This window comes from Terribacillus aidingensis (assembly GCF_040703035.1).
In the GTDB taxonomy this organism is placed as follows: Bacteria; Bacillota; Bacilli; order Bacillales; family Amphibacillaceae; genus Terribacillus.
On the sequence record NZ_CP159996.1, the window covers coordinates 1,510,838 to 1,531,422 of the forward strand.

At 44.7% G+C, this 20,585-nt stretch carries 20 protein-coding genes; all 20 read left to right on the forward strand.

The window, feature by feature from the left end:
• The first annotated feature begins 21 nt into the window (after nucleotides 1–21).
• The 20 genes from ABXS78_RS08080 (at nucleotide 22) to ABXS78_RS08175 (ending at nucleotide 20,538) form a co-directional block, all read left to right on the forward strand.
• On the forward strand, nucleotides 22–1,236 hold the full coding sequence (locus tag ABXS78_RS08080) for a pitrilysin family protein (RefSeq protein ID WP_366249900.1): 1,215 nt from the start codon (nucleotides 22–24) through the stop codon (nucleotides 1,234–1,236).
• 16 nt (nucleotides 1,237–1,252) lie between these two features.
• Nucleotides 1,253–1,483, forward strand: coding sequence for a YlmC/YmxH family sporulation protein (locus tag ABXS78_RS08085; protein ID WP_038560328.1), 231 nt, complete (start codon nucleotides 1,253–1,255; stop codon nucleotides 1,481–1,483).
• A gap of 149 nt (nucleotides 1,484–1,632) precedes the next feature.
• Nucleotides 1,633–2,511 carry a dipicolinic acid synthetase subunit A gene (dpaA, locus tag ABXS78_RS08090; protein WP_366249630.1) on the forward strand — a complete coding sequence of 293 codons (879 nt, stop codon included), beginning with the start codon at nucleotides 1,633–1,635 and terminating at the stop codon, nucleotides 2,509–2,511.
• A gap of 14 nt (nucleotides 2,512–2,525) precedes the next feature.
• The gene (locus ABXS78_RS08095; RefSeq protein WP_095223164.1) at nucleotides 2,526–3,116 is read left to right on the forward strand and encodes a dipicolinate synthase subunit B; all 591 of its coding nucleotides are present in this window, start codon (nucleotides 2,526–2,528) and stop codon (nucleotides 3,114–3,116) included.
• A gap of 118 nt (nucleotides 3,117–3,234) precedes the next feature.
• Nucleotides 3,235–4,284, forward strand: coding sequence for an aspartate-semialdehyde dehydrogenase (locus ABXS78_RS08100; RefSeq protein WP_095223165.1), 1,050 nt, complete (start codon nucleotides 3,235–3,237; stop codon nucleotides 4,282–4,284).
• A gap of 9 nt (nucleotides 4,285–4,293) precedes the next feature.
• Nucleotides 4,294–5,505: an aspartate kinase gene (gene dapG, locus ABXS78_RS08105; RefSeq protein WP_366249631.1), complete on the forward strand. Its 1,212-nt coding sequence runs from the start codon at nucleotides 4,294–4,296 to the stop codon at nucleotides 5,503–5,505.
• Nucleotides 5,506–5,540: 35 nt separating this feature from the next.
• On the forward strand, nucleotides 5,541–6,404 hold the full coding sequence (gene dapA / locus ABXS78_RS08110; RefSeq protein WP_366249632.1) for a 4-hydroxy-tetrahydrodipicolinate synthase: 864 nt from the start codon (nucleotides 5,541–5,543) through the stop codon (nucleotides 6,402–6,404).
• A 100-nt stretch (nucleotides 6,405–6,504) separates the two neighbouring features.
• Nucleotides 6,505–7,236, forward strand: a complete 732-nt coding sequence (locus ABXS78_RS08115; protein WP_095223168.1) for an ATP-dependent Clp protease proteolytic subunit — start codon at nucleotides 6,505–6,507, stop codon at nucleotides 7,234–7,236.
• Nucleotides 7,233–7,442 (forward strand): YlzJ-like family protein, encoded by a 210-nt coding sequence (locus tag ABXS78_RS08120; protein WP_366249633.1) that lies wholly within the window; start codon nucleotides 7,233–7,235, stop codon nucleotides 7,440–7,442. The genes ABXS78_RS08115 and ABXS78_RS08120 overlap by 4 nt, the downstream gene beginning before the upstream one ends.
• A 152-nt stretch (nucleotides 7,443–7,594) precedes the next feature.
• Complete coding sequence (locus tag ABXS78_RS08125) at nucleotides 7,595–9,901, forward strand: DNA translocase FtsK (RefSeq protein WP_366249634.1); 2,307 nt, start codon at nucleotides 7,595–7,597, stop codon at nucleotides 9,899–9,901.
• Nucleotides 9,902–10,115: 214 nt separating this feature from the next.
• Entirely contained in the window at nucleotides 10,116–11,195 is a 1,080-nt protein-coding gene (locus ABXS78_RS08130) for a BMP family protein (RefSeq protein WP_366249635.1), read from the forward strand.
• A gap of 150 nt (nucleotides 11,196–11,345) precedes the next feature.
• On the forward strand, nucleotides 11,346–12,878 hold the full coding sequence (locus ABXS78_RS08135) for an ABC transporter ATP-binding protein (protein ID WP_366249636.1): 1,533 nt from the start codon (nucleotides 11,346–11,348) through the stop codon (nucleotides 12,876–12,878).
• A complete protein-coding gene (locus tag ABXS78_RS08140; RefSeq protein WP_366249637.1) occupies nucleotides 12,878–13,921 on the forward strand; it encodes an ABC transporter permease in 1,044 nt (347 codons plus the stop codon). The genes ABXS78_RS08135 and ABXS78_RS08140 overlap by 1 nt, the downstream gene beginning before the upstream one ends.
• A gap of 1 nt (nucleotide 13,922) precedes the next feature.
• Nucleotides 13,923–14,876 carry an ABC transporter permease gene (locus ABXS78_RS08145; RefSeq protein WP_366249638.1) on the forward strand — a complete coding sequence of 318 codons (954 nt, stop codon included), beginning with the start codon at nucleotides 13,923–13,925 and terminating at the stop codon, nucleotides 14,874–14,876.
• A 164-nt stretch (nucleotides 14,877–15,040) separates the two neighbouring features.
• Nucleotides 15,041–16,327, forward strand: a complete 1,287-nt coding sequence (locus ABXS78_RS08150; RefSeq protein ID WP_366249639.1) for a pitrilysin family protein — start codon at nucleotides 15,041–15,043, stop codon at nucleotides 16,325–16,327.
• Nucleotides 16,320–17,609, forward strand: coding sequence for a pitrilysin family protein (locus ABXS78_RS08155; protein WP_366249640.1), 1,290 nt, complete (start codon nucleotides 16,320–16,322; stop codon nucleotides 17,607–17,609). Before ABXS78_RS08150 ends, ABXS78_RS08155 begins: the two co-directional genes overlap by 8 nt.
• Before the next feature lie 2 nt (nucleotides 17,610–17,611).
• A complete protein-coding gene (locus ABXS78_RS08160) occupies nucleotides 17,612–18,325 on the forward strand; it encodes an SDR family oxidoreductase (protein WP_366249641.1) in 714 nt (237 codons plus the stop codon).
• Between the two features lie 78 nt (nucleotides 18,326–18,403).
• The gene (locus tag ABXS78_RS08165; protein WP_095223178.1) at nucleotides 18,404–18,664 is read left to right on the forward strand and encodes a DUF3243 domain-containing protein; all 261 of its coding nucleotides are present in this window, start codon (nucleotides 18,404–18,406) and stop codon (nucleotides 18,662–18,664) included.
• A gap of 163 nt (nucleotides 18,665–18,827) precedes the next feature.
• Entirely contained in the window at nucleotides 18,828–19,583 is a 756-nt protein-coding gene (locus ABXS78_RS08170; protein WP_095223179.1) for a DUF3388 domain-containing protein, read from the forward strand.
• A gap of 28 nt (nucleotides 19,584–19,611) precedes the next feature.
• Nucleotides 19,612–20,538, forward strand: a complete 927-nt coding sequence (locus ABXS78_RS08175; RefSeq protein ID WP_366249642.1) for a RodZ domain-containing protein — start codon at nucleotides 19,612–19,614, stop codon at nucleotides 20,536–20,538.
• Nucleotides 20,539–20,585 lie beyond the last annotated feature (47 nt).

The window sequence follows — 20,585 nt, forward strand, 5'->3', positions numbered from 1 at the left end:
GCTGATTGGGAGGATTTGAATTTGCTGCAGACGCACACTTGCAAAAATGGACTACGAGTTGTAGTAGAAAACATGCCATCGGTACGTTCCGTTACGATCGGCATTTGGATTTTGACTGGTTCACGAAATGAAGAAGAGAAGAATAACGGTTTGTCACACTTTTTAGAGCATATGTTTTTCAAAGGAACGAAAAATCGATCCGCCAAAGAACTAGCGGAAGCTTTCGATGCCATCGGAGGCATGGTCAATGCTTTCACCTCTAAAGAGTATACATGCTATTATGCGAAAGTGTTGGATACACATAAGGAATACGCACTGGAAGTCCTAGCTGACATGTTCTTTGAATCACAATTTGCACAAGAGGAAATTGTGAAAGAGCAGAAAGTTGTTTTAGAAGAGATCAAAATGGCAGAAGATACGCCGGATGATATTATCCACGACTGGCTGGCAGAAGCTGCTTACGGAAAACATCCGCTTGGATTGCCTATACTCGGTACAGAAAGCACACTAATGAGTTTTACAAGTGAGTCAGTAAGGAATTACAAAGAGTCTCATTATGTGCCGGAGAAGATGGTTATTTCTGTAGCTGGAAATGTGGATGAATCTTTCATCAAGACTGTAGAAGACCAGTTTGGAACATTCCAAGCTGAATCTGCCCATAAAGCGCTTGATGTACCGCCATTTACACCAAATACGATCAGCCGATCCAAGGAAACCGAACAAGCTCATTTAACGATTGGGTATCAAGGTTTGGAACTGGACGATCCGGCTAGCTATAGTCTGATGGTTGTGAACAATGTACTGGGCGGCAGCATGAGCTCAAGATTATTCCAGGATGTGCGAGAAGAGAAAGGTTTGGCTTATTCGGTGTATTCCTACCATAGTACGTACCTGGACAGCGGCATGCTGACTATCTATGCTGGAACGGGTAAAGAACAGCTGGATGAGCTTCAGGAAACGATCCGTTTGACGTTGGAAAAACTGAAGGCTGACGGCATCACTGACAAAGAGTTCCGCAATACGAAAGAGCAGCTGAAAGGGAATTATATGCTTGGGCTGGAAAGTACGAACAGCAGAATGAGCCGAAATGGCCGTAATGAATTGCTGCTCGGCAAGCACCCTTCCTTGAATGAATTGATTGAGAAAATCGATAATGTGACGATGGATGATGTCAATGCTGTCATCCAGAAGATATTCGGCAAGGAACAAGCAAGAGCGATTGTTGCACCAAAATAAAAGGAGCTGATCTGCTTTGCGTTTCAAGGACATAGGTGATAAAGAGATCATTGATGTGAACAACGGCGAGCGTTTAGGTGTGCTTGGTCAGACTGATATAGAGTTCAACCCTGTCACAGGAAAAATCGATGCATTTCTCATACCGAATTACAAATGGTTCGGGTTGCGCAAGGAAGGCAGCGATAATCGCATTGCCTGGGAGGAAATCCAGACAATCGGAAAACATATGATTTTAATACGGACGTAAATGGCCAGTGCATAACGCACTGGCTTTTTTTGTGTTTGCACTATGCCCCAATTCAATCACTCCTTACGGTAATCCTCATATGATAACTCGAAAGCAACTAATCTCTTGATGAAGATCTAATAAAATACGCTGCAGAGCGAGGTGAGAGTTTGACCACTGAATTGACTATCGCTGTTCTTGGCGGTGATGCCCGCTACTTGGAGATGATTCGCAGCTTACAATGCAGTGCGAATGCATCTGTATTTGCGGTGGGCTTCGAACAAATCAGTCAAAGCTTCACCGGCGGTATCCAGCGGGAGTTAGAGGACATAGATCCGCATAGTCTAAATGCGGTTATTCTTCCGATTCCCGGAGTTGGCTCTAATGGACAGATCGAAACAGTATTCTCCGATAAGAATATTCAGCTGACTGAAAGCTGGGTAGATCAACTGCCTAAGGATTGTGTCATTTTTACGGGTATTACAAATGACTATCTGACAGAATTATGCGAGAAACGGAATTTGCGTCTTATTTCCTTGTTCGACAGAGATGACGTCGCAATTTATAATTCGATCCCGACTGCCGAGGGAGCTATCATGACTGCAATCAAACATACTGATTTCACCATCCATGGCTCCAAGGTCGTTGTACTTGGATTCGGTCGTGTAGGTATAAGTGTGGCAAGCAAATTCGATGCACTTGGCGCCAATGTGCAAGTCGGATCAATCCACGATGCTGATATAGCACGGATCAGTGAAATGGGAATGCGTGCCTTTTTCCTCGATCGCCTTCCGGAAATGGTAAAGGATACTGATATCCTGATCAATACAATACCAGCCCTTGTCGTAAAGAAAGCAATCATCGAACAGCTGCCTGCCCAGACACTGATCATCGATCTTGCTTCCAAGCCTGGCGGAGTAGACTTCGACTATGCGAAAAAGCGAGGAATCGAAGCGATCCATGCATTAAGCCTGCCTGGTATCGTCGCGCCTAAAACTGCTGGAAATATTTTGTCCGTCGTCATTAAACAGATTTTAACCAACAGCTGAAGGAGGATTAACTTATGAGTTTAGCAGGAAAACGGATCGGCTTCGGTATTACAGGCTCCCATTGTACGTACAGTGAGATATTTCCACAGATCGAACAGCTGGTGAAACTTGGAGCGGAAGTGGTGCCGGTTGTCAGCAACACGGTTCAATTTACTGATACGTATTTCGGAGATGCGAAGGATCATTTGCAGAAAATAAGCGATCTGACACAAACGAAGATAATCAAAACGATTCCGGAAGCCGAGCCATTAGGTCCGCGGGAACCACTGGATTGCATGGTCATAGCCCCGCTTACAGGCAACAGTATGTCGAAGCTGGCCAATGCACTCACGGATAGTCCGGTTTTGATGGCGACAAAAGCAACCTTGCGCAATGAGAAACCAATCGTACTGGGAATCAGTACAAATGATGCCCTTGGTTTGAATGGAGTTAACCTGATGCGCCTGATGGCAGCAAAATATATGTATTTCGTACCATTCGGACAAGACGACCCGTATAAGAAGCCAAACTCCCTTGTTGCCGATATGACAAAACTTCCGGAAACGATTGAAGCCGCATTGCAATACAAGCAGCTGCAGCCCGTGCTGGTCCAACGTTTTTCCTAAACTCCCTAAACGGTAACCTATGATAGAAAAATTGTGATAGAATAGTGCTAGCGTTAAAATCAAATAGCGTACCAACCAGTATACGTATCCATTTAGATAGACAGGGAGAGGGTTATTCATGACACAGCAAGGTTATCATATCGCAGTAGTAGGCGCGACAGGCGCTGTAGGCCAAAAAATGCTGGAAACTCTCGCAGAACGCAATTTTCCGATCAGCGAGCTATCCTTATTATCATCCAGCAGATCTGCTGGACAGCAAATAGATTACAAAGGCAAAAGCTATACAGTAAAGGAAGCCAAACCGGAAAGCTTTGAAGGTGTGGATATCGCATTATTCTCTGCTGGCGGATCTGTATCCAAAGCATTGGCACCGGAAGCAGCAAAACGAGGAGCGGTAGTTGTCGATAATACAAGTGCATTCCGTATGGATCCGGATGTGCCTCTAGTAGTACCTGAAGTTAATGAAGGTGATTTGAAGCTTCATAAAGGAATCATTGCTAACCCGAATTGCTCCACTATCCAGATGGTGGCGGCGCTTGAGCCGTTGAAAGAAGCTTATGGTCTTTCCCGAATCATCGTCTCTACTTACCAAGCTGTATCCGGAGCTGGAGCAGTGGCAATTGACGAATTAAAAGATCAGGCACAGCAATTCCTGAATGGCGAGGACATGGAAGCAAGCGTCCTTCCAGTCAAAGGAGATAAACGCCACTTCCCTGTAGCATTCAATGCGCTGCCGCAAATCGATGTCTTTCAAGACAATGGCTACACATATGAAGAAATGAAAATGATCAATGAAACGAAAAAAATAATGCATGCAGAGGATCTTCACGTTTCGGCGACTTGTGTACGACTGCCGGTCTTCACTTCCCATGCAGAAAGCGTTTATGTCGAGCTTGGCCAGAACGGTCTCACTGTTAAAGAAATTCAGGAGAAACTGGCTGCAGCTGAAGGGATCGTGCTAGAGGATGATCCAAGTACACAGACTTACCCAACACCGCTTTCTGCAGCTGGCAAGAAAGAAGTATTTGTAGGAAGAGTACGCAAGGATCCGGATCATGACAATGGATTCCACCTTTGGATCGTTTCCGATAACCTTTTGAAGGGTGCAGCGTGGAATAGTGTCCAAATCGCAGAACGCTTGATCCAACATAACTTGCTTACAGTCTGAGGTGTAGAAATGAAAGTGTTAGTCCAGAAGTTTGGCGGTACGTCTGTTAGGGATAATCAGACAGAAGCCATCCAGCATATTGAAAAGGCGCTCCAGGAAGGGAATAAAGTAGTGGTCGTTGTATCTGCGATTGGGCGATATCCTGATCCCTATGCAACTGATTCCTTACTGCAATTGGTCGGTATTCCAGGTGAGACGCATATATCAAAACGTGAGAAGGACTTGCTGCTATCATGCGGTGAGGTCATCTCATCAGTCGTCTTCTCGAATGCGCTTAATGCTAAAGGAATCCGCGCTGCTGCTTTGACTGGGGCACAAGCTGGCTTTATTACCAATGAAGAATTCACAGCTGCCAAGATCAAAGAAATGCGAGTTGAACGTATTTGGGAAGAGCTAGAGACACATGATGTCGTTGTCGTAGCTGGCTTCCAAGGTATGACAGAGGATGGAGAAATCACTACAATCGGCCGGGGCGGAAGCGATACTTCCGCAGCTGCACTCGGCGCTGCTTTACAAGCAGAGTATGTCGATATCTTCACGGATGTAGAAGGAATCATGACAGCTGATCCGCGTGTCGTTGAAGAAGCACGTATGCTGGATGTTGTCACGTATACGGAAATATGTAATCTAGCTTATCAAGGTGCAAAAGTGGTACATCCGCGTGCAGTTGAAATTGCGATGCAGGCAAAGGTTCCGATGCGTGTCAGATCTACAGGTTCGCTATCAGAAGGAACGCTTGTTACATCGTCCAGGGACAATTTTGCAGGCAAGGATATTCCTGACCGGCTGATTACCGGTATCGCGCATCTTGCCGGTATTTCTCAAATCAAGATCGAAACGGATACGGATGCTTATAAAACACAGTCCCGTGTTTTCAAAGCGATGGCCGAAGCAAATATTTCTGTTGACTTTATCAATATTTCGCCAAATGGTGTTGTATATACGATTGCTGCCGAGCAGGTGATGCTTGCGCAGGATATCCTTGGTGAGCTTGGACTTGAGCCGAAAGTTATTAACAACTGTGCGAAAGTATCTCTAGTCGGTGCTGGTATGACAGGTATACCTGGAGTGACGGCGAAAATTGTCCAAACATTGACGGATAAAGAAATCGATATCCTGCAATCTGCGGATAGCCATACAACTATTTGGGTACTGATTAACGAAAAGGATCTTATAGCAGCAGTGAATGCGCTGCATGCGACATTCGAGCTTAGTCTATAAGACATGATAATTGTTGAAGGCAGAGGGGTTTTACGATGAAATTCGGTAAAGTTATTACAGCAATGGTAACTCCATTCGATAATCAAGGTCAGATTGATTTTGATGCAACTACTCGTTTACTCGACTATTTGATTGAGAATGGAACAGAGGCCGTCGTGGTAGCTGGTACAACCGGCGAATCGCCAACGCTTTCCCATAAAGAAAAGCTTTCTTTATTCCGCCATACAGTGAAAACAGTCGATGGACGGATTCCGATCATAGCTGGAACAGGAAGTAACAACACGCAAGCAAGTATCGATCTTACAAAAGAAGCAGAAGAAATTGGTGTCGATGCGGCGTTGATCGTTGCGCCGTATTACAATAAACCAAACCAGCGAGGATTATATGCGCATTTTAAAGCAGTTGCAGATAGTACGAAGCTGCCTATAATGCTTTATAATATTCCAGGTCGCTCTGTTGTAAAGATCGAACCGGAAACTGTTATGGAACTATCCAAAATTTCGAATATCGTTTCTGTGAAAGATTCCACTGGCGACTTGAGCAGTATGACGAAGGTCATTACTGGTACGCCTGATGATTTTAGTCTGTACAGCGGTGATGATGATTTGACTCTGCCAGTAGCTGCTATCGGCGGTAATGGAATCGTATCCGTATCTTCCCACATTGTCGGTAACGAGATGCAGGCTATGCTGCAGGCGTATGAAGCTGGCAACGTCGAAGAAGCTGCACGCATTCATCAGCAGATTCTGCCGGTAATGCAAGGATTGTTCCAAGCACCGAACCCGGCACCAGTGAAAGAAGCGCTGAATCAGAAAGGTATCACAGTAGGCGGTGTCCGTTTGCCGCTAGTCGAACTATCTGAAGAAGAAAAAGAGAATATCAGTAAGCTATTGAAATAAATGACCAAAGAAGCAGGAGGAGTCCTCCTGCTTCTTTGTTTATGTATGTTGCCTCGCTCACTGTCCATACTAAAAGCAAGTATGGAAAGGAGCTAGGACTATGGCAAAGGAACGTAATGATAACCAAGAGAATGAAAACGAAGAATCCGGCGGGAAATCCATCCTAGAAAAAATCCAGCAGCTCGGCCAGACATCGGTTGCCCAGGCACCTGATTCCCGTGTTCACGTGCTGTCTATCATCGGTCAGATAGAAGGACATATGCAGCTGCCGCCACAAAATAAAACAACGAAATACGAGCATGTCATTCCCCAATTGATTGCAATCGAACAGAATCCGAAAATAGAGGGGTTGATTGTACTGATGAATACGGTCGGAGGAGATGTCGAAGCGGGTCTCGCACTTTCAGAGATGATTGCATCCCTCTCCAAACCGTCCGTATCAATCGTTCTCGGGGGCGGACATAGCATCGGGGCGCCTATAGCCGTAAGTACGGACTATAGCTTTATCGTACCAACAGCGACGATGACAATCCATCCAATCAGACTGACAGGCCTGGTCATAGGTGTTCCTCAAACTTTTGAATACTTGGATAAGATGCAGGACCGCGTCATCAGCTTTGTCACTTCTCATTCTTCGATAACCGAAGATAAATTCAAGGAGCTTATGTTTGCGAAAGGGAACCTGACACGTGACATCGGTACGAACGTTGTCGGAACAGATGCAGTTTCCTACGGGCTGATCCATGAAGTCGGGGGAGTACAGCATGCGATGAAAAAGCTGAATGAATTGATGGAGCAGCGAAAAGCATCCCTGAACGGGGAATTGCAATGATTTTGTACACGCCGCTCGCACCGGAAGATATTTTCCCTGTAGAGACAACCCAATTTGAGGCTCACCAAATTATTCAATACAATGGAAAAACAGTTCAAGCTGAACATTTGGGAAACGGTATGTACCGTGTTCACCAGCTTATGTCGACAGATCCTGCCGATTTTCTTGATGAAAACTGTGCACCAGGAAAATTGTTCTCCTTATAAATGAATACGTACGTTCGTCTTTTTGTCAGCTATGTTATACTGAATTCAGATGGCAAATTGACGTACAAAGTAGAAAACCCTTGTCGTTGGCAGGGGTTTTCTTTACATCTAAAGAAGTACATAAGCAATGCAAAACAAGGAGATTCCCTAAAATGGCTAAACGAAAAACAAAAAAACGACAAACTAAGTTCAAGCAAGTAATGAGCTTTGAAGTAATTGGGTTATTATTAGTATTTCTTGCTGTATTCGGCAGCGGCGCAGGTGCAATCAGTGACGGGGCAATACCGAACGCACTTGAGCATTTGTTCCGCTTCTTCTTTGGAAGCTGGTATTTCCTGCTTGCAGTATTTATGGGTGGGGTCGGCATCTACTTGATGGCCAGATGTAAAAGACCGAATCTGCTTCATAAGAAACTGATCGGATTATATGCCATCACCGCTGGTATTTTACTATTCACGCATATCCAGGCGTTTGAGGATAAGCTGAGTCAAGTGGAGCAGCCATCGATCATCAAGACAAGCTGGAATTATTATTTAGCTTATGTGCAGGATACGATCGATCCAGCGGCTCTAGGCGGAGGTATGATAGGAGCAATCCTTTTCGCATTAAGTTATTATCTGCTTTCTGCAACAGGTGCTAAGATCATCGCTTTCTTTCTGGTAGTAATCGGAATTCTGATTTTAACCAATACGTCCCTCAGTTCCTTAGTTCAAAAGCTGTTTGCGCTTCTGAGAAAAGGAGCAAATGCTACATCAGGTAAAATGAAAGACAAGCTCTCGGAAACAAAGGAGCGTAAAAAAACGGAACGACCGAAGAGGAAGCAAAAACGCCAGCAGGTATTAGCAGAAAAGGAAGAAGCAGCAGAGGCAGAACCAGAGCCTATTCATGAGGAACCAATCATCCAGGATTTCACGAATATTGCCTACGCAGATCCTGAGCCAGAAATCATCGAACCAAAACAAGAGAAACCGAAAGAGATAGAAGAAGAATCTACCGATGAGAAAGAGGCACTGCCGGCGTCTGAGCTGGAAAACAGGGATTATCAGCTACCTAGCATCACGTTGCTGAAACAGCCCAAGAAGAATAGCCAAAAACAGGAACGCTCGCAGATTCAGGCTGTTGCACGGAAGCTCGAGCAGACGTTCCAAAGCTTTGGAGTCAAGGCAAAAGTAAGCAAGGTACATGTGGGTCCAGCAGTGACGAAATATGAAGTATATCCGGATACCGGTGTGAAAGTAAGCAAGATCGTCAACCTGCACGATGATTTAGCGCTTGCTCTGGCAGCGAAGGATATCCGGATTGAAGCGCCGATACCAGGCAAATCAGCTGTTGGAATCGAAGTGCCGAATAAAGAAGTGGCAAGTGTATCGCTGCGTGAGGTTTTGGATAACAGTCAAGTGAAAGCCGGATCCAAGCTGAGCTTTGCCCTTGGTCGTGACATATCTGGAGAATCAGTGGTGGCAGAGCTTAACAAGATGCCCCATTTGCTTGTAGCTGGTGCTACTGGAAGCGGGAAAAGTGTATGTATCAACGGCATCATTACCAGTATCCTGATGCGGGCCAAACCGCATGAAGTGAAAATGATGATGATTGATCCGAAAAAAGTGGAGCTGAATGTATATAATGGAATTCCCCACTTGCTGACACCGGTCGTGACGGATCCGAAAAAAGCATCCAGGGCATTGAAGAAAGTTGTAGCCGAGATGGAGCGCAGATATGATCTGTTCTCTGATTCTGGTACTAGAAATATCGAAGGGTATAATGCGTACATCCAAAAGCAGAATGAATTGAATGATGAAGAGCAGCCTTTCCTGCCATTCATTGTCGTACTGGTTGATGAGCTTGCCGATTTGATGATGGTCGCTTCCAGCGAGGTGGAGGATGCTATTACCAGACTCGCACAGATGGCACGTGCTGCGGGGATACATTTGATTATCGCAACCCAGCGTCCGTCTGTTGACGTTATTACTGGCGTCATCAAGGCCAACATCCCGTCACGTATCGCTTTTAGCGTAAGTTCCCAAATCGATTCCCGGACAATCCTGGACGGCGGCGGAGCTGAAAAGCTCCTTGGACGAGGAGATATGCTGTTCATACCAGTCGGTTCTTCAAAGCCGACCCGTATTCAAGGGGCCTTCCTTTCCGATGAGGAAGTGGAGAATGTCGTAAATCATTGTATTGAACAGCAAAAAGCACAATATCAAACAGATATGATTCCAGAAGAAGAACAGGAAGTACAGTCAGAGGTGGAGGATGAACTTTACCATGATGCTGTCTTCTTAGTAACAGATATGCAAAGTGCCAGTGTTTCCATGCTGCAGCGCAGATTCCGCATCGGTTATACGAGAGCGGCTAGGTTGATAGATGCAATGGAAGAGCGGGGAGTAGTAGGACCTTATGAGGGGAGTAAGCCACGGCAGGTGTTGGTTTCCAAGTCGGCGGAGGACAAACTATCGTAGGACACATTTTTCAAGAAAAGTATCAAAAAGTAGGTGAATCAACCCAAAAAAATCGACAATATTCGTGTTTTTGTAAAATAAGTATTTATTTTATGTAAAAAGCATGTTATATTATGTTCGAGTGAAGCGGATTGTAGTAATTATGTCCTATTAATCTACTAATTATGTATCAGGCTTCAACTTAGTTATTAATCTATATTTGGGGGTTACTATCTTGAAAATGCGTCGTTATGCAGTACTTTTAGGTTTGCTTCTTGTCGTAGGTGTCGTGCTTAGTGCATGTGGATCCGGCGGCAGCTCCGAGCAGGGCGGAAGCGAGAGCAACAGCTTTAAAACAGCTATGGTTACAGATACTGGCGGTATTGATGATAAATCATTTAACCAGTCTGCTTGGGAAGGTCTTACACAATTCGGTGCAGACAACAACCTAAAAGAGAAAGAAGGCTATGACTACCTTCAATCTAACAGTGCATCTGATTATGCAACCAACTTGAATCGCCTTGTGCAATCTAATACGGATCTAATCTTCGGTGTTGGATTCAAGCTTGCAGAGGATATCACTAAAGTTGCTGATCAAAACAAAGAAACGCATTTTGCCATCATTGATTCCGTCGTAGAAAAAGATAATGTAGCAAGCATCGTATTCGAAGAGCAGCAGGGCTCATTCCTAGCAGGTGTAGCTGCAGCGACGAAATCTGAATCCGGTAAAATCGGATTCGTTGGTGGAGAAGAAAGTGAATTGATTAAGAAGTTCGAAGCAGGATACGTAGCTGGTGCGAAATCAGTCAATAAGGATATCGAAGTGGATGTACAGTATGCTGGTTCCTTCGGTGCTCCTGACAAAGGTAAATTGATTGCATCCAACATGTACAACTCTGGCGTAGATGTAATCTATCATTCTGCTGGTGGTACAGGTAACGGTGTATTCGCACAAGCAAAAGATTTGAAAAACAATGATCCAGAAGGAAACTACTGGGTAATCGGTGTTGACCGTGACCAGTATGATGAAGGCCAAATTGGGGATAACAACGTGACTCTTACAAGCATGCTGAAAGCTGTTGACGTTGCAGTAGCTGATGTTGCGCAGAAATCCAAAGATGGCAATTTCCCTGGTGGAGAAATCGTATCTTACGGTTTGAAAGATGATGGAATCGGTATTGCAGAAACAAACACAGAAGCATACACAGACGATATCAAAACAGCTGTAGACGAATGGAAGCAAAAGATCATCGATGGTGATGTAACTGCTCCAACTACGGATGACGAACTGAAAGCATATGTAGATTCTCTATAAGAAACCAGAAGGGCTAGAGTACGCACTCTAGCCCTTTATAAAAAAATCTTCAACTGAAGCGTCTATATTAGACAATTCCCCGCTTCATTTGACGATTTTTTTTTGAACAGAATCAAAGAAAGTTCGTAATTCCGAGAAGGAGTGTAAAATATGGAAAATTATGTAATTGAAATGCTGAACATTCGCAAAGAATTTCCCGGAATTGTCGCCAATGACAACATCACGCTTCAAGTGAAAAAAGGAGAAATCCATGCGCTGCTAGGAGAAAATGGCGCAGGAAAGTCCACATTGATGAACGTCCTGTTCGGTCTTTATCAGCCGGAAAAGGGAGAGATCCGCGTTGACGGAAAGAAAGTCGAAATCAATGATCCGAATGTTGCCAATAGATTAGGTATCGGAATGGTGCACCAGCACTTCATGCTTATCGACACCTTCACAGTTGCACAAAATATCGTTCTTGGCAGTGAACCGAAAAAAGGGCTTAAGATTGATATGAAAAAAGCGGTTCGTGAAGTGCAGCAACTTTCAGATCGTTACGGTCTGCAAGTGGATGCCACAGCGAAAATCAGCGATATTTCCGTTGGTATGCAGCAGCGTGTGGAAATCCTGAAAACTTTGTACCGCGGTGCAAATGTGGTCATCCTGGATGAGCCTACCGCTGTATTGACACCACAGGAAATCAAAGAGCTTATCGTTATTTTGCGGACGCTGATCAAAGAAGGCAAGTCTATCATTTTGATCACACATAAACTGAAAGAAATCATGGAAGTTTGTGATCGCTGTACGGTAATCAGGAAAGGGCAGGGTATCGGAACAGTTGTTGTATCCGAAACGAACCCGAATGAACTGGCTTCCTTGATGGTAGGCCGTGAAATACGCTTCTCAACGGAGAAGAAACCAGCCGAACCAAAAGAAACAATTCTTTCCATTGAAGGCCTGACAGTACAGGATTCCCGGCATGTGGACATGGTGAAACAACTGGATCTTGATATCAGAGCAGGCGAAATTGTCGGAATTGCCGGAGTAGACGGAAATGGTCAAACAGAATTAATTGAGGCAATAACCGGACTTCGTAAGAAATCAGCAGGCAAAGTCACATTGAAAAATCAGGATATTACCAATATGCCAGTTCGCGCCATTACGGAAAGCGGAGTAGGTCATATCCCCCAGGATCGCCACAAGCTTGGTCTCGTGCTTGATTATTCTATCGGAGAAAACATAGTACTGCAAACATATTACCAAAAGCCTTTTTCAACTGGCGGCTTCCTGTCCTTCAAACGGATCTTCGATAAAGCAAAAGCCCTGATTGCGGAATACGACGTTCGTACTCCTAGTCATTTATCGAAAGCGCGCACTCTATCCGGGGGTAACCAGCAAAAAGCAATCATTGGTCGTGAAATTGACCGTAACCCGGATTTGTTGATCGCAGCTCAGCCGACACGCGGTCTGGATGTAGGGGCTATTGAATTCATCCATAAGCGTCTGATCGAACAGCGTGACCAAGGAAAAGCTGTCCTGCTCGTTTCGTTCGAACTAGATGAGATTTTGAATGTAAGTGATCGTATTGCTGTTATGTTCGATGGGAAAATCATTGCAACAGTAAATCCGAAGGAAACAAATGAACAGGAGCTCGGATTATTGATGGCAGGTTCGAAGCTTGAGAAAGAAGGGGCGCAAAACTAATGTTTTCCAGCACAAAGTTCAATTTCATCATACCAATCATTTCGGTCATCCTTGGTTTGGTTGCCGGTGCAATCATCATGCTTATATTCGGTTATAATCCGATTCTCGGCTATCAGGCACTATGGAATGGCGTTTTTGACAGCCCGTTCTTCATGTCCGAAACTGTTAACCGTATCACACCATATATACTGACCGGTTTGGCAATCGCTTTTGCTTTCCGTACCGGATTGTTCAATATCGGTGCTGAAGGTCAGGTGCTAGTCGGCTGGGTTGCAGCTGTATGGGTAGGTACTGCTGTTGATGCACCAGCCTTTATCCATCTGCCACTAGCACTTCTTGCAGCAGCTGCTGCAGGAGCACTTTGGGCTTTTGTTCCGGGTATCTTGAAAGCGAAGCTCGGTGTCCATGAAGTTATCGTCAGCATCATGATGAACTATATCGCACTTCATATTACGAACTATCTGATCCGTTCTGTGCTGACAGATAACCAGGAGACAACAGAGCCAGTTAAACAAACTGCCTCTTTGACAAATGATTTCCTGATCGGATTAACAGGATCCCGCTTGCACCTTGGTTTCATCGTTGCACTATTGATGGTGCTGGTTATGTGGGTCATTCTTGAACGCACGAAGCTCGGGTATGAGTTGAAAGCCGTAGGTTACAACCAGCATGCCTCCAATTATGCAGGTATGAAAGTGGAACGAAACATTGTCATCTCAATGCTGATTTCGGGTCTTTTCGCAGGACTTGCTGGGGCAATGCAAGGTCTTGGAAGCTTCGGTAATGCATTCACGAATACAGCATTCTCAAACCTTGGTTTTGATGGTATCGCGGTAGCGCTTCTAGGCGGAAACAACCCGTTCGGCGTCGTATTATCAGCTAGCTTGTTCGGATTTCTTAAAGTGGGATCGCTTAATATGTCCACAGCTGGTGTACCAAATGAAATCATCGAAATTGTCATTGCATTGATCATTCTTTTTGTTGCTTCCGGCTTCATCATCCGCTGGGCACTGCTGCAATTGAAAAAAGGGGAGAAAAAATAAAATGCTGGATATACTTTATTCCATTATTCCGCAAACGCTGTTCTTTGCCGCTCCTCTTATTTTCACCGCATTGGGCGGTGTGTATAGTGAGCGTTCTGGCGTTGTCAATATCGGTTTGGAAGGTCTCATGGTCATAGGGGCTTTCTCTTCGGTAACGTTCAATTTGATGTATGCTGATGCTTTAGGAACGGCCACACCATGGATTTCCATATTGGTTGCTATGGTTGCCGGTATGCTATTCTCCTTGATCCATGCGGTTGCTACGATCACTTTCCGTGCAGATCAGACGGTTACAGGGGTAGCGATCAACATGCTGGCACTTGGATTTGGTGTTTTCATGATCAAACAGATATTCGGAAAAGGCCAAACGGATTTCATATCACAGCCGATTTATACAACGGACGTTCCATTATTGGTCGACATTCCTGTGATCGGTAATATGTTCTTTAACAATATGTATGTTACATCGTATGTTGCTATTGTTCTTTCCTTCCTTGCATGGTATGTGCTTTATAAGACTCCATTTGGTCTTCGTATCCGTGCAGTTGGGGAGCATCCAATGGCAGCAGACACGAATGGTATCAAAGTATATACGACAAGATATATCGGCGTAATCATATCTGGTGCACTCGCCGGAATCGGTGGTGCAGTGTTCGCGATGACTATATCTCAGAACTTCTCTGTATCTACAATTGCTGGTCAAGGATTCATGGCGATTGCAGCAGTTATCTTCGGAAAGTGGAACCCGCTTGGGGCAATGGGAGCAGCTTTGTTCTTCGGCTTTGCCCAGTCTTTAAGCGTTGTTGGTTCATCCATTCCATTGCTTGAAAATGTACCGCAAGTTTACTTGCTGATTGCGCCTTATGTACTGACCATTCTTGCTTTGGTAGGATTCATTGGCCGTTCGGTAGCGCCAAAAGCAAGCGGTGTTCCTTATATAAAAGGAAGCCGCTAAGACGAAAGACCCGATGCTTTTTAGACATCGGGTCTTTTTTGTGCAAACCGATTCGTTTACTTCTGGGCTTTTTTTCATTAATATGGTAATCATAGCGAGGATTGTCGGATATATATAAGCAAAACTAGAGAAGCTATACATAACAGAAGTCAGGGAGGTTCCTTATGAAAATCGCAGGAGAAGAAATCATCACAGGAAAAGGTGCGACGCTGCACCTTATACCGACTAAAAAATATAAGACAATCAGTATAGCCGTTAAGCTACAGGCGCCGCTTGAGCGGGAGACTATCACAGCAAGAGCACTGCTTCCATATGTACTGCAGCAGGGTACAGCCAATCTAACGGATGCGCGTGCATTACGTCTCAAACTCGACGACTTGTATGGTGCTATCCTGTCTATTACTGGTACGAAAAAGGGCGAGAAGCATATCATCACCCTTCGTCTCGATGTTGCCAATGAGAATTATCTGAGCGACCGGACTCCGCTATTCGAAAAAGCAGTTGATCTGCTCCGTGAAATCTTGTTTGAACCAAAAACGGAGAATGAAGCCTTCACAGAGTCTATCGTTTCACGCGAAATGCAAACGCTGAAACAAAAGATGGTTGCTTTGAAGGATGATAAGATGAGCTATGCGAATATGCGTCTTATCGATGAAATGTGCAAAGGCGAACCGTACAGCCTTCATGTGCACGGGTATGAAGAGGAACTGAAAGACATGGATGGCCGCAAGCTGTATGGTTTTTATGAAAAAATGCTGAAGCAGGACAAAATGGATATTTACATTCTTGGAGATGTAGAGAGAGAACTTGCCGAAAAGGCCGTGGAGCCATTCCTGGAAAGAGATATCGCTTCCCATGAAGAAGGAACAGCTTCTGTACATCCAGCTTCTGCTGATGTAAAGGAAGTAATCGAGGTGCAGGATGTACAGCAAGCCAAGCTTCACCTTGGTTATCGGACGAATATCCGTTACGACGATCCTGATTATGCAGCGCTGCAGGTGTTTAATGGATTATTCGGCGGCTTCCCAAGCTCGAAACTGTTCCGGAATGTCAGGGAAAAACACAGCCTCGCTTATTATGCTGCTTCACGATTTGAGAGTCACAAAGGCCTATTATTTGTTTTCTCCGGTATTGATCCGAAAGATTATCAGAAAGCAAAGGAAATCATCGATGCCCAGCTTGCAGCCATGCAAGCTGGAGAATTTGAAGAATCAGAAGTTGAAGAAATAAAAGATTTAATCATCAGTCAAATATTAGAGACAATCGACAACCCGGCAGGTCATATTGAAACGTTATACCAGCAAGTAATGGGGAACAAAAATATTACGATCGAGCAGATGCTGGATACCATCCGACTAGTAAGCCTGGACGATGTACTTCAAGTTGCGAAAAAAGTCCAATTGGATACTGTATACTTGCTGACGAATAAGGAGGCTGAGAAGAATGCATAAGAAACACTACGAACAATTACAGGAATCCATCTACGCAGAAACGCTGCCTAACGGTCTGAAGGTGTTCTTGCAGCCGAAGCCGGAGATGGCGAAAACATATGCGATCTTCTCAACGAATTATGGATCTATCGATCAGACCTTCGTTCCGCTTGATGGCAAAGAGAAAATTACCGTACCAGAAGGTATTGCACATTTCCTGGAGCATAAGCTTTTTGAAAAAGAGGATCGGGACGTGTTTCAGGACTTCACCAAACAAGGTGCATCTGCAAATGCTTTCACTTCCTTCACGCAGACAGCGTATCTATTTTCTGCGACTTCACATATAGAAGAGAATGTGACAACCTTGCTTGATTTTGTGCAGGATCCTTATTTCTCAGATAAATCGGTTGAAAAGGAAAAAGGTATTATCGCTCAGGAAATTCGTATGTATGATGATCAGCCAGATTGGCGCTCTTTCTTTGGTACCATCCAAAGCCTATTCCAATCCCACCCTGTAAGAATTGATATAGCAGGGACTGTGGAATCCATTCAGGAAATTACGAAAGAAGATCTCTACACATGCTATAACACGTTCTATCATCCATCGAACATGACCTTGTTCGTGACAGGTAATATTGATGAAGAGAAAATGATTGAACTTATCCGGGCAAATCAGGATAGCAAGACATTCGCACCACCTGCTAAGATCGAGCGCTTCTTCCCTGAAGAGCCAGAAACTGTGGCAGAAATGAAAAAACAAGTCCGCATGCCGGTCAGTGTGTCAAAATGCATGGTCGGGATAAAAGAGAACACTGATTATGCATCTCCAGAAGCGTATCTGAAACAAGAATTGCTAACGGATATGGTACTGGATTATTATTTCTCCAAGAGCGGCGTCTACTATGAGGAATTATATAAGAATGATCTAATTGATGACAGCTTCGGCTTCGAAACGAGTCTGGAGAAAAACTTTGGCTTCTCCATCATCGGCGGTAATACGAAAGAGCCGGACCGCTTTGCTGATACAGTCAAAGGAATGCTGCAGCGAATGAAAGATCATACCGTTTCCGAAGCGGAAATGGAGCGGATGAAGAAAAAGACGATTGGTCAGATGCTCAGAGCAATGAACAGCTTGGAGTTTGTTTCCAATCGTTTCATCCAGTATCATCTTGCTGGGGTGGATCTGTTCGATATCGTACCAGCAATCGAAAAATTGACTGCGGCCGATGCAAATGATTTTCTGAAAAGCTGGTTCAGTGAAAATCGGTTGGCTGTATGCCAGATCCTGCCGCAGGAGGCATAAGCATGGGCAAGGTTATTTTCATTACGGGCGCAAGCGGAGCTATCGGCTCTGCTTGCGCCCGTCAGCTTGCCAGTGAAGGGCATCAGCTATTGCTTCATTACAATAAAAATGAACAAGCGATGGAAGCACTTTTCCATGATATATCGGAAAGTGTGCTTGGTACAGTCAAAGCTGATTTGACAGAAGAAGCTGATTTTACGAAGCTTCTCCGCTTTCTGTCTTTTCCGATCGATCAGTTCGTTTATGCTGGCGGTATGGCCCATTATGGCATGTTCCAGGATATGACGAACAAAGAGATGGATGACTTGCTTGCAGTGCATGTAAAAGCGCCATGGAGGATATGTCAGCATATTCTGCCGCCGATGCTTGCACGCAGAAAAGGGGAAATCGTCATTGTTTCTTCTATCTGGGGAGAAAGAGGGGCGAGCTTTGAAGTCGCATATTCCAGTGTCAAAGCTGCTCAAATCGGTTTTGTCAAAGGTTTGGCGAAAGAGGCCGGAACAAGCGGTGTACGAGTTAATGCTGTAACACCGGGAGCAATCGAAACTGGGATGAACAGCCATCTATCTCAGGAAGAAAAGATGCAGTTGACAGGAGATATTCCATTGGACCGTTTCGGACAAGTAAGCGAAGTAGCGGATGCTGTCAGTTACCTGCTGAGTGATAATTCTTCCTATGTGAACGGACACGCCCTTCAAGTAAACGGCGGCTGGTGAAATTAAGTCATATTTTTTGTATAAGGAATCCCCTTCTGTCAAAAGCTAAGATGCAAGCTAATGAAGGAGGAATACACCATGTCTGTTCTTGATAATTTTGATTCTTGGAAAGACTTCCTAGGTGATCGCCTGCATCAGGCGCAAAGCAAAGGGATGGAGAACGATACTGTCTCTGGCATTGCATATGAAATCGGGGATTATCTTGCGACGAAAGTAGACGCAAAGAACACAGAAGAAAAAATTCTTCGTGACCTTTGGACTGTCGCATCCCAGGATGAGAAGCAAGCAATCGCTAACATTATGGTAAAGCTTGTCCAAGACAATGGCCACACACGCTGAATAAGCGGCCAACTTCATTGAAGCCTGCTTCTTTCTAAGAAGCAGGTTTTCTTTGTAGCTTCCAATAAAGTTTGTTATGGCTTTTCTAATCTATCGTTTTCCTTTATAGTAATAATAGGTTTTCGTTATATATGACGCTATTTTCCTGTAAAGGAGCTTTTCTATGGAAACATTGGAATGGTACTTGGAATATGAAATCCAGCATAACCGGCCAGGATTATTAGGGGACATCTCCTCTTTGCTCGGTATGTTATCCATCAACATCAAGACGATCAATGGGGTGGAGAACCAACGGCGTGGCATGCTGCTTTCGGCAGAAAAGGAATTACAGATCATTCGTCTCCATTCCATTCTGCGGACGATGGAACATGTACATATCACAAAGTCCAGGGAGCCGAAGCTTCGAGATCGGCTTGCTGTCAGGCACGGAAGGTATATACATAGGGATGTGGATGATAAGAAGACATTCCGTTTTGTCCGGAGTGAAATCGGACTTCTGGTCGATTTCATGGCAGAATTGTTTAAACAGGAAGGCTCTAAGGTAATAGGAATACGTGGGATGCCTCGTGTCGGGAAAACGGAATCGATTGTCGCTGCCAGTGTCAGTGCCAATAAACGCTGGCTATTCGTCTCCAGCACACTTCTGAAGCAAACTGCCAGGAACCAGCTGCTGCAGGATGAATACAATGAGGACAACCTCTTTATCATCGACGGAATTGTTTCGACAAGCCGCGCGAGTGAGCGTCATTGGGAGCTAGTACGCGAAGTGATGAGGCTCCCTGTAGCCAAGGTAATCGAACATCCAGATATATTCGTCCGGGATACGGAGTTTACATTGGATGATTTCGATTATATTATTGAACTCCGGAATCACGATGATGAAAAAATCATTTATGAGCCGGAATTCAGACAGATTTAAGCAATTTTAAAGATGGATGGTGGTATTAATGGACATTGGTGCAAAGCTCCGGGAGGCAAGAGAGTCCAAAGGAATGACTTTGGAAGACGTACAACAGCGCACCAAAATTCAAAAGCGTTATTTGAAAGCGATTGAAGAGAATAACCACAGCGTCATGCCAGGGGAATTCTACACACGTGCTTTCATTAAGGAATACGCGCAGACAGTAGGACTTAATCCAGATGAAGTGCTCGAACCGAAACAACAGCAGCAGGAAGCAACCGCAGCTGCCCCGGTTCAGGAAGAGAGTGAGGCACCTTCCCGCCAGGAACGCAGCCGCGTTCGGGAAAATGACAGGCCTCCCCGCAAGGAACGCAAAGGCATTCCGTACTTATCTTCCATCATCATCGGATTGATTGTTTTGGCAGCTATTATTATTGTCGTCTTCATTTATGCAGGCGGATCTAACGATAATAATGATACTAATTCCGCTAACCAGCAGCAGAATGAAGATCAGGTAACGTCACCTAAGAGTGATCAGTCTGCTGAGCAGGAATCCGATTCTGAACAAGCTGCTGACTCTGAGGAAAAAGCAAATGATGCTGCTGAAGAAGAGCAAGCACAGCAGGAAGAGGAGCAGGCAGAACCAAAACTTTCTGTGGACGAAGAAGGTACTGCCAGTAACCCTGTTACAACTTATACACTGGAAAATGCCGGTGATGAAGTAACATTGAAACTTTCTGCAGAAGATGGAGATGCGTGGCTGCAAGTCGGCGATGGCAATAACGCCGGCAATGTTTACACTGGCACCATCGCTTCCGGAAGTGAACCGGTTGAGCAGGACGTAAGTGATTTAGAGACAGTTTCCATCAGAACTGGTTTTGCCAGAGCAACAAAACTGGAGATCAATGGTCAGGAACTGACTTTCCCGATTGATAATGATGTTCAGACCATTACGGTAAATATTAAGAAATAATGATAAAAGTTAAACCCTTTACGTTATGGAAAGGGTTTAACTTATGT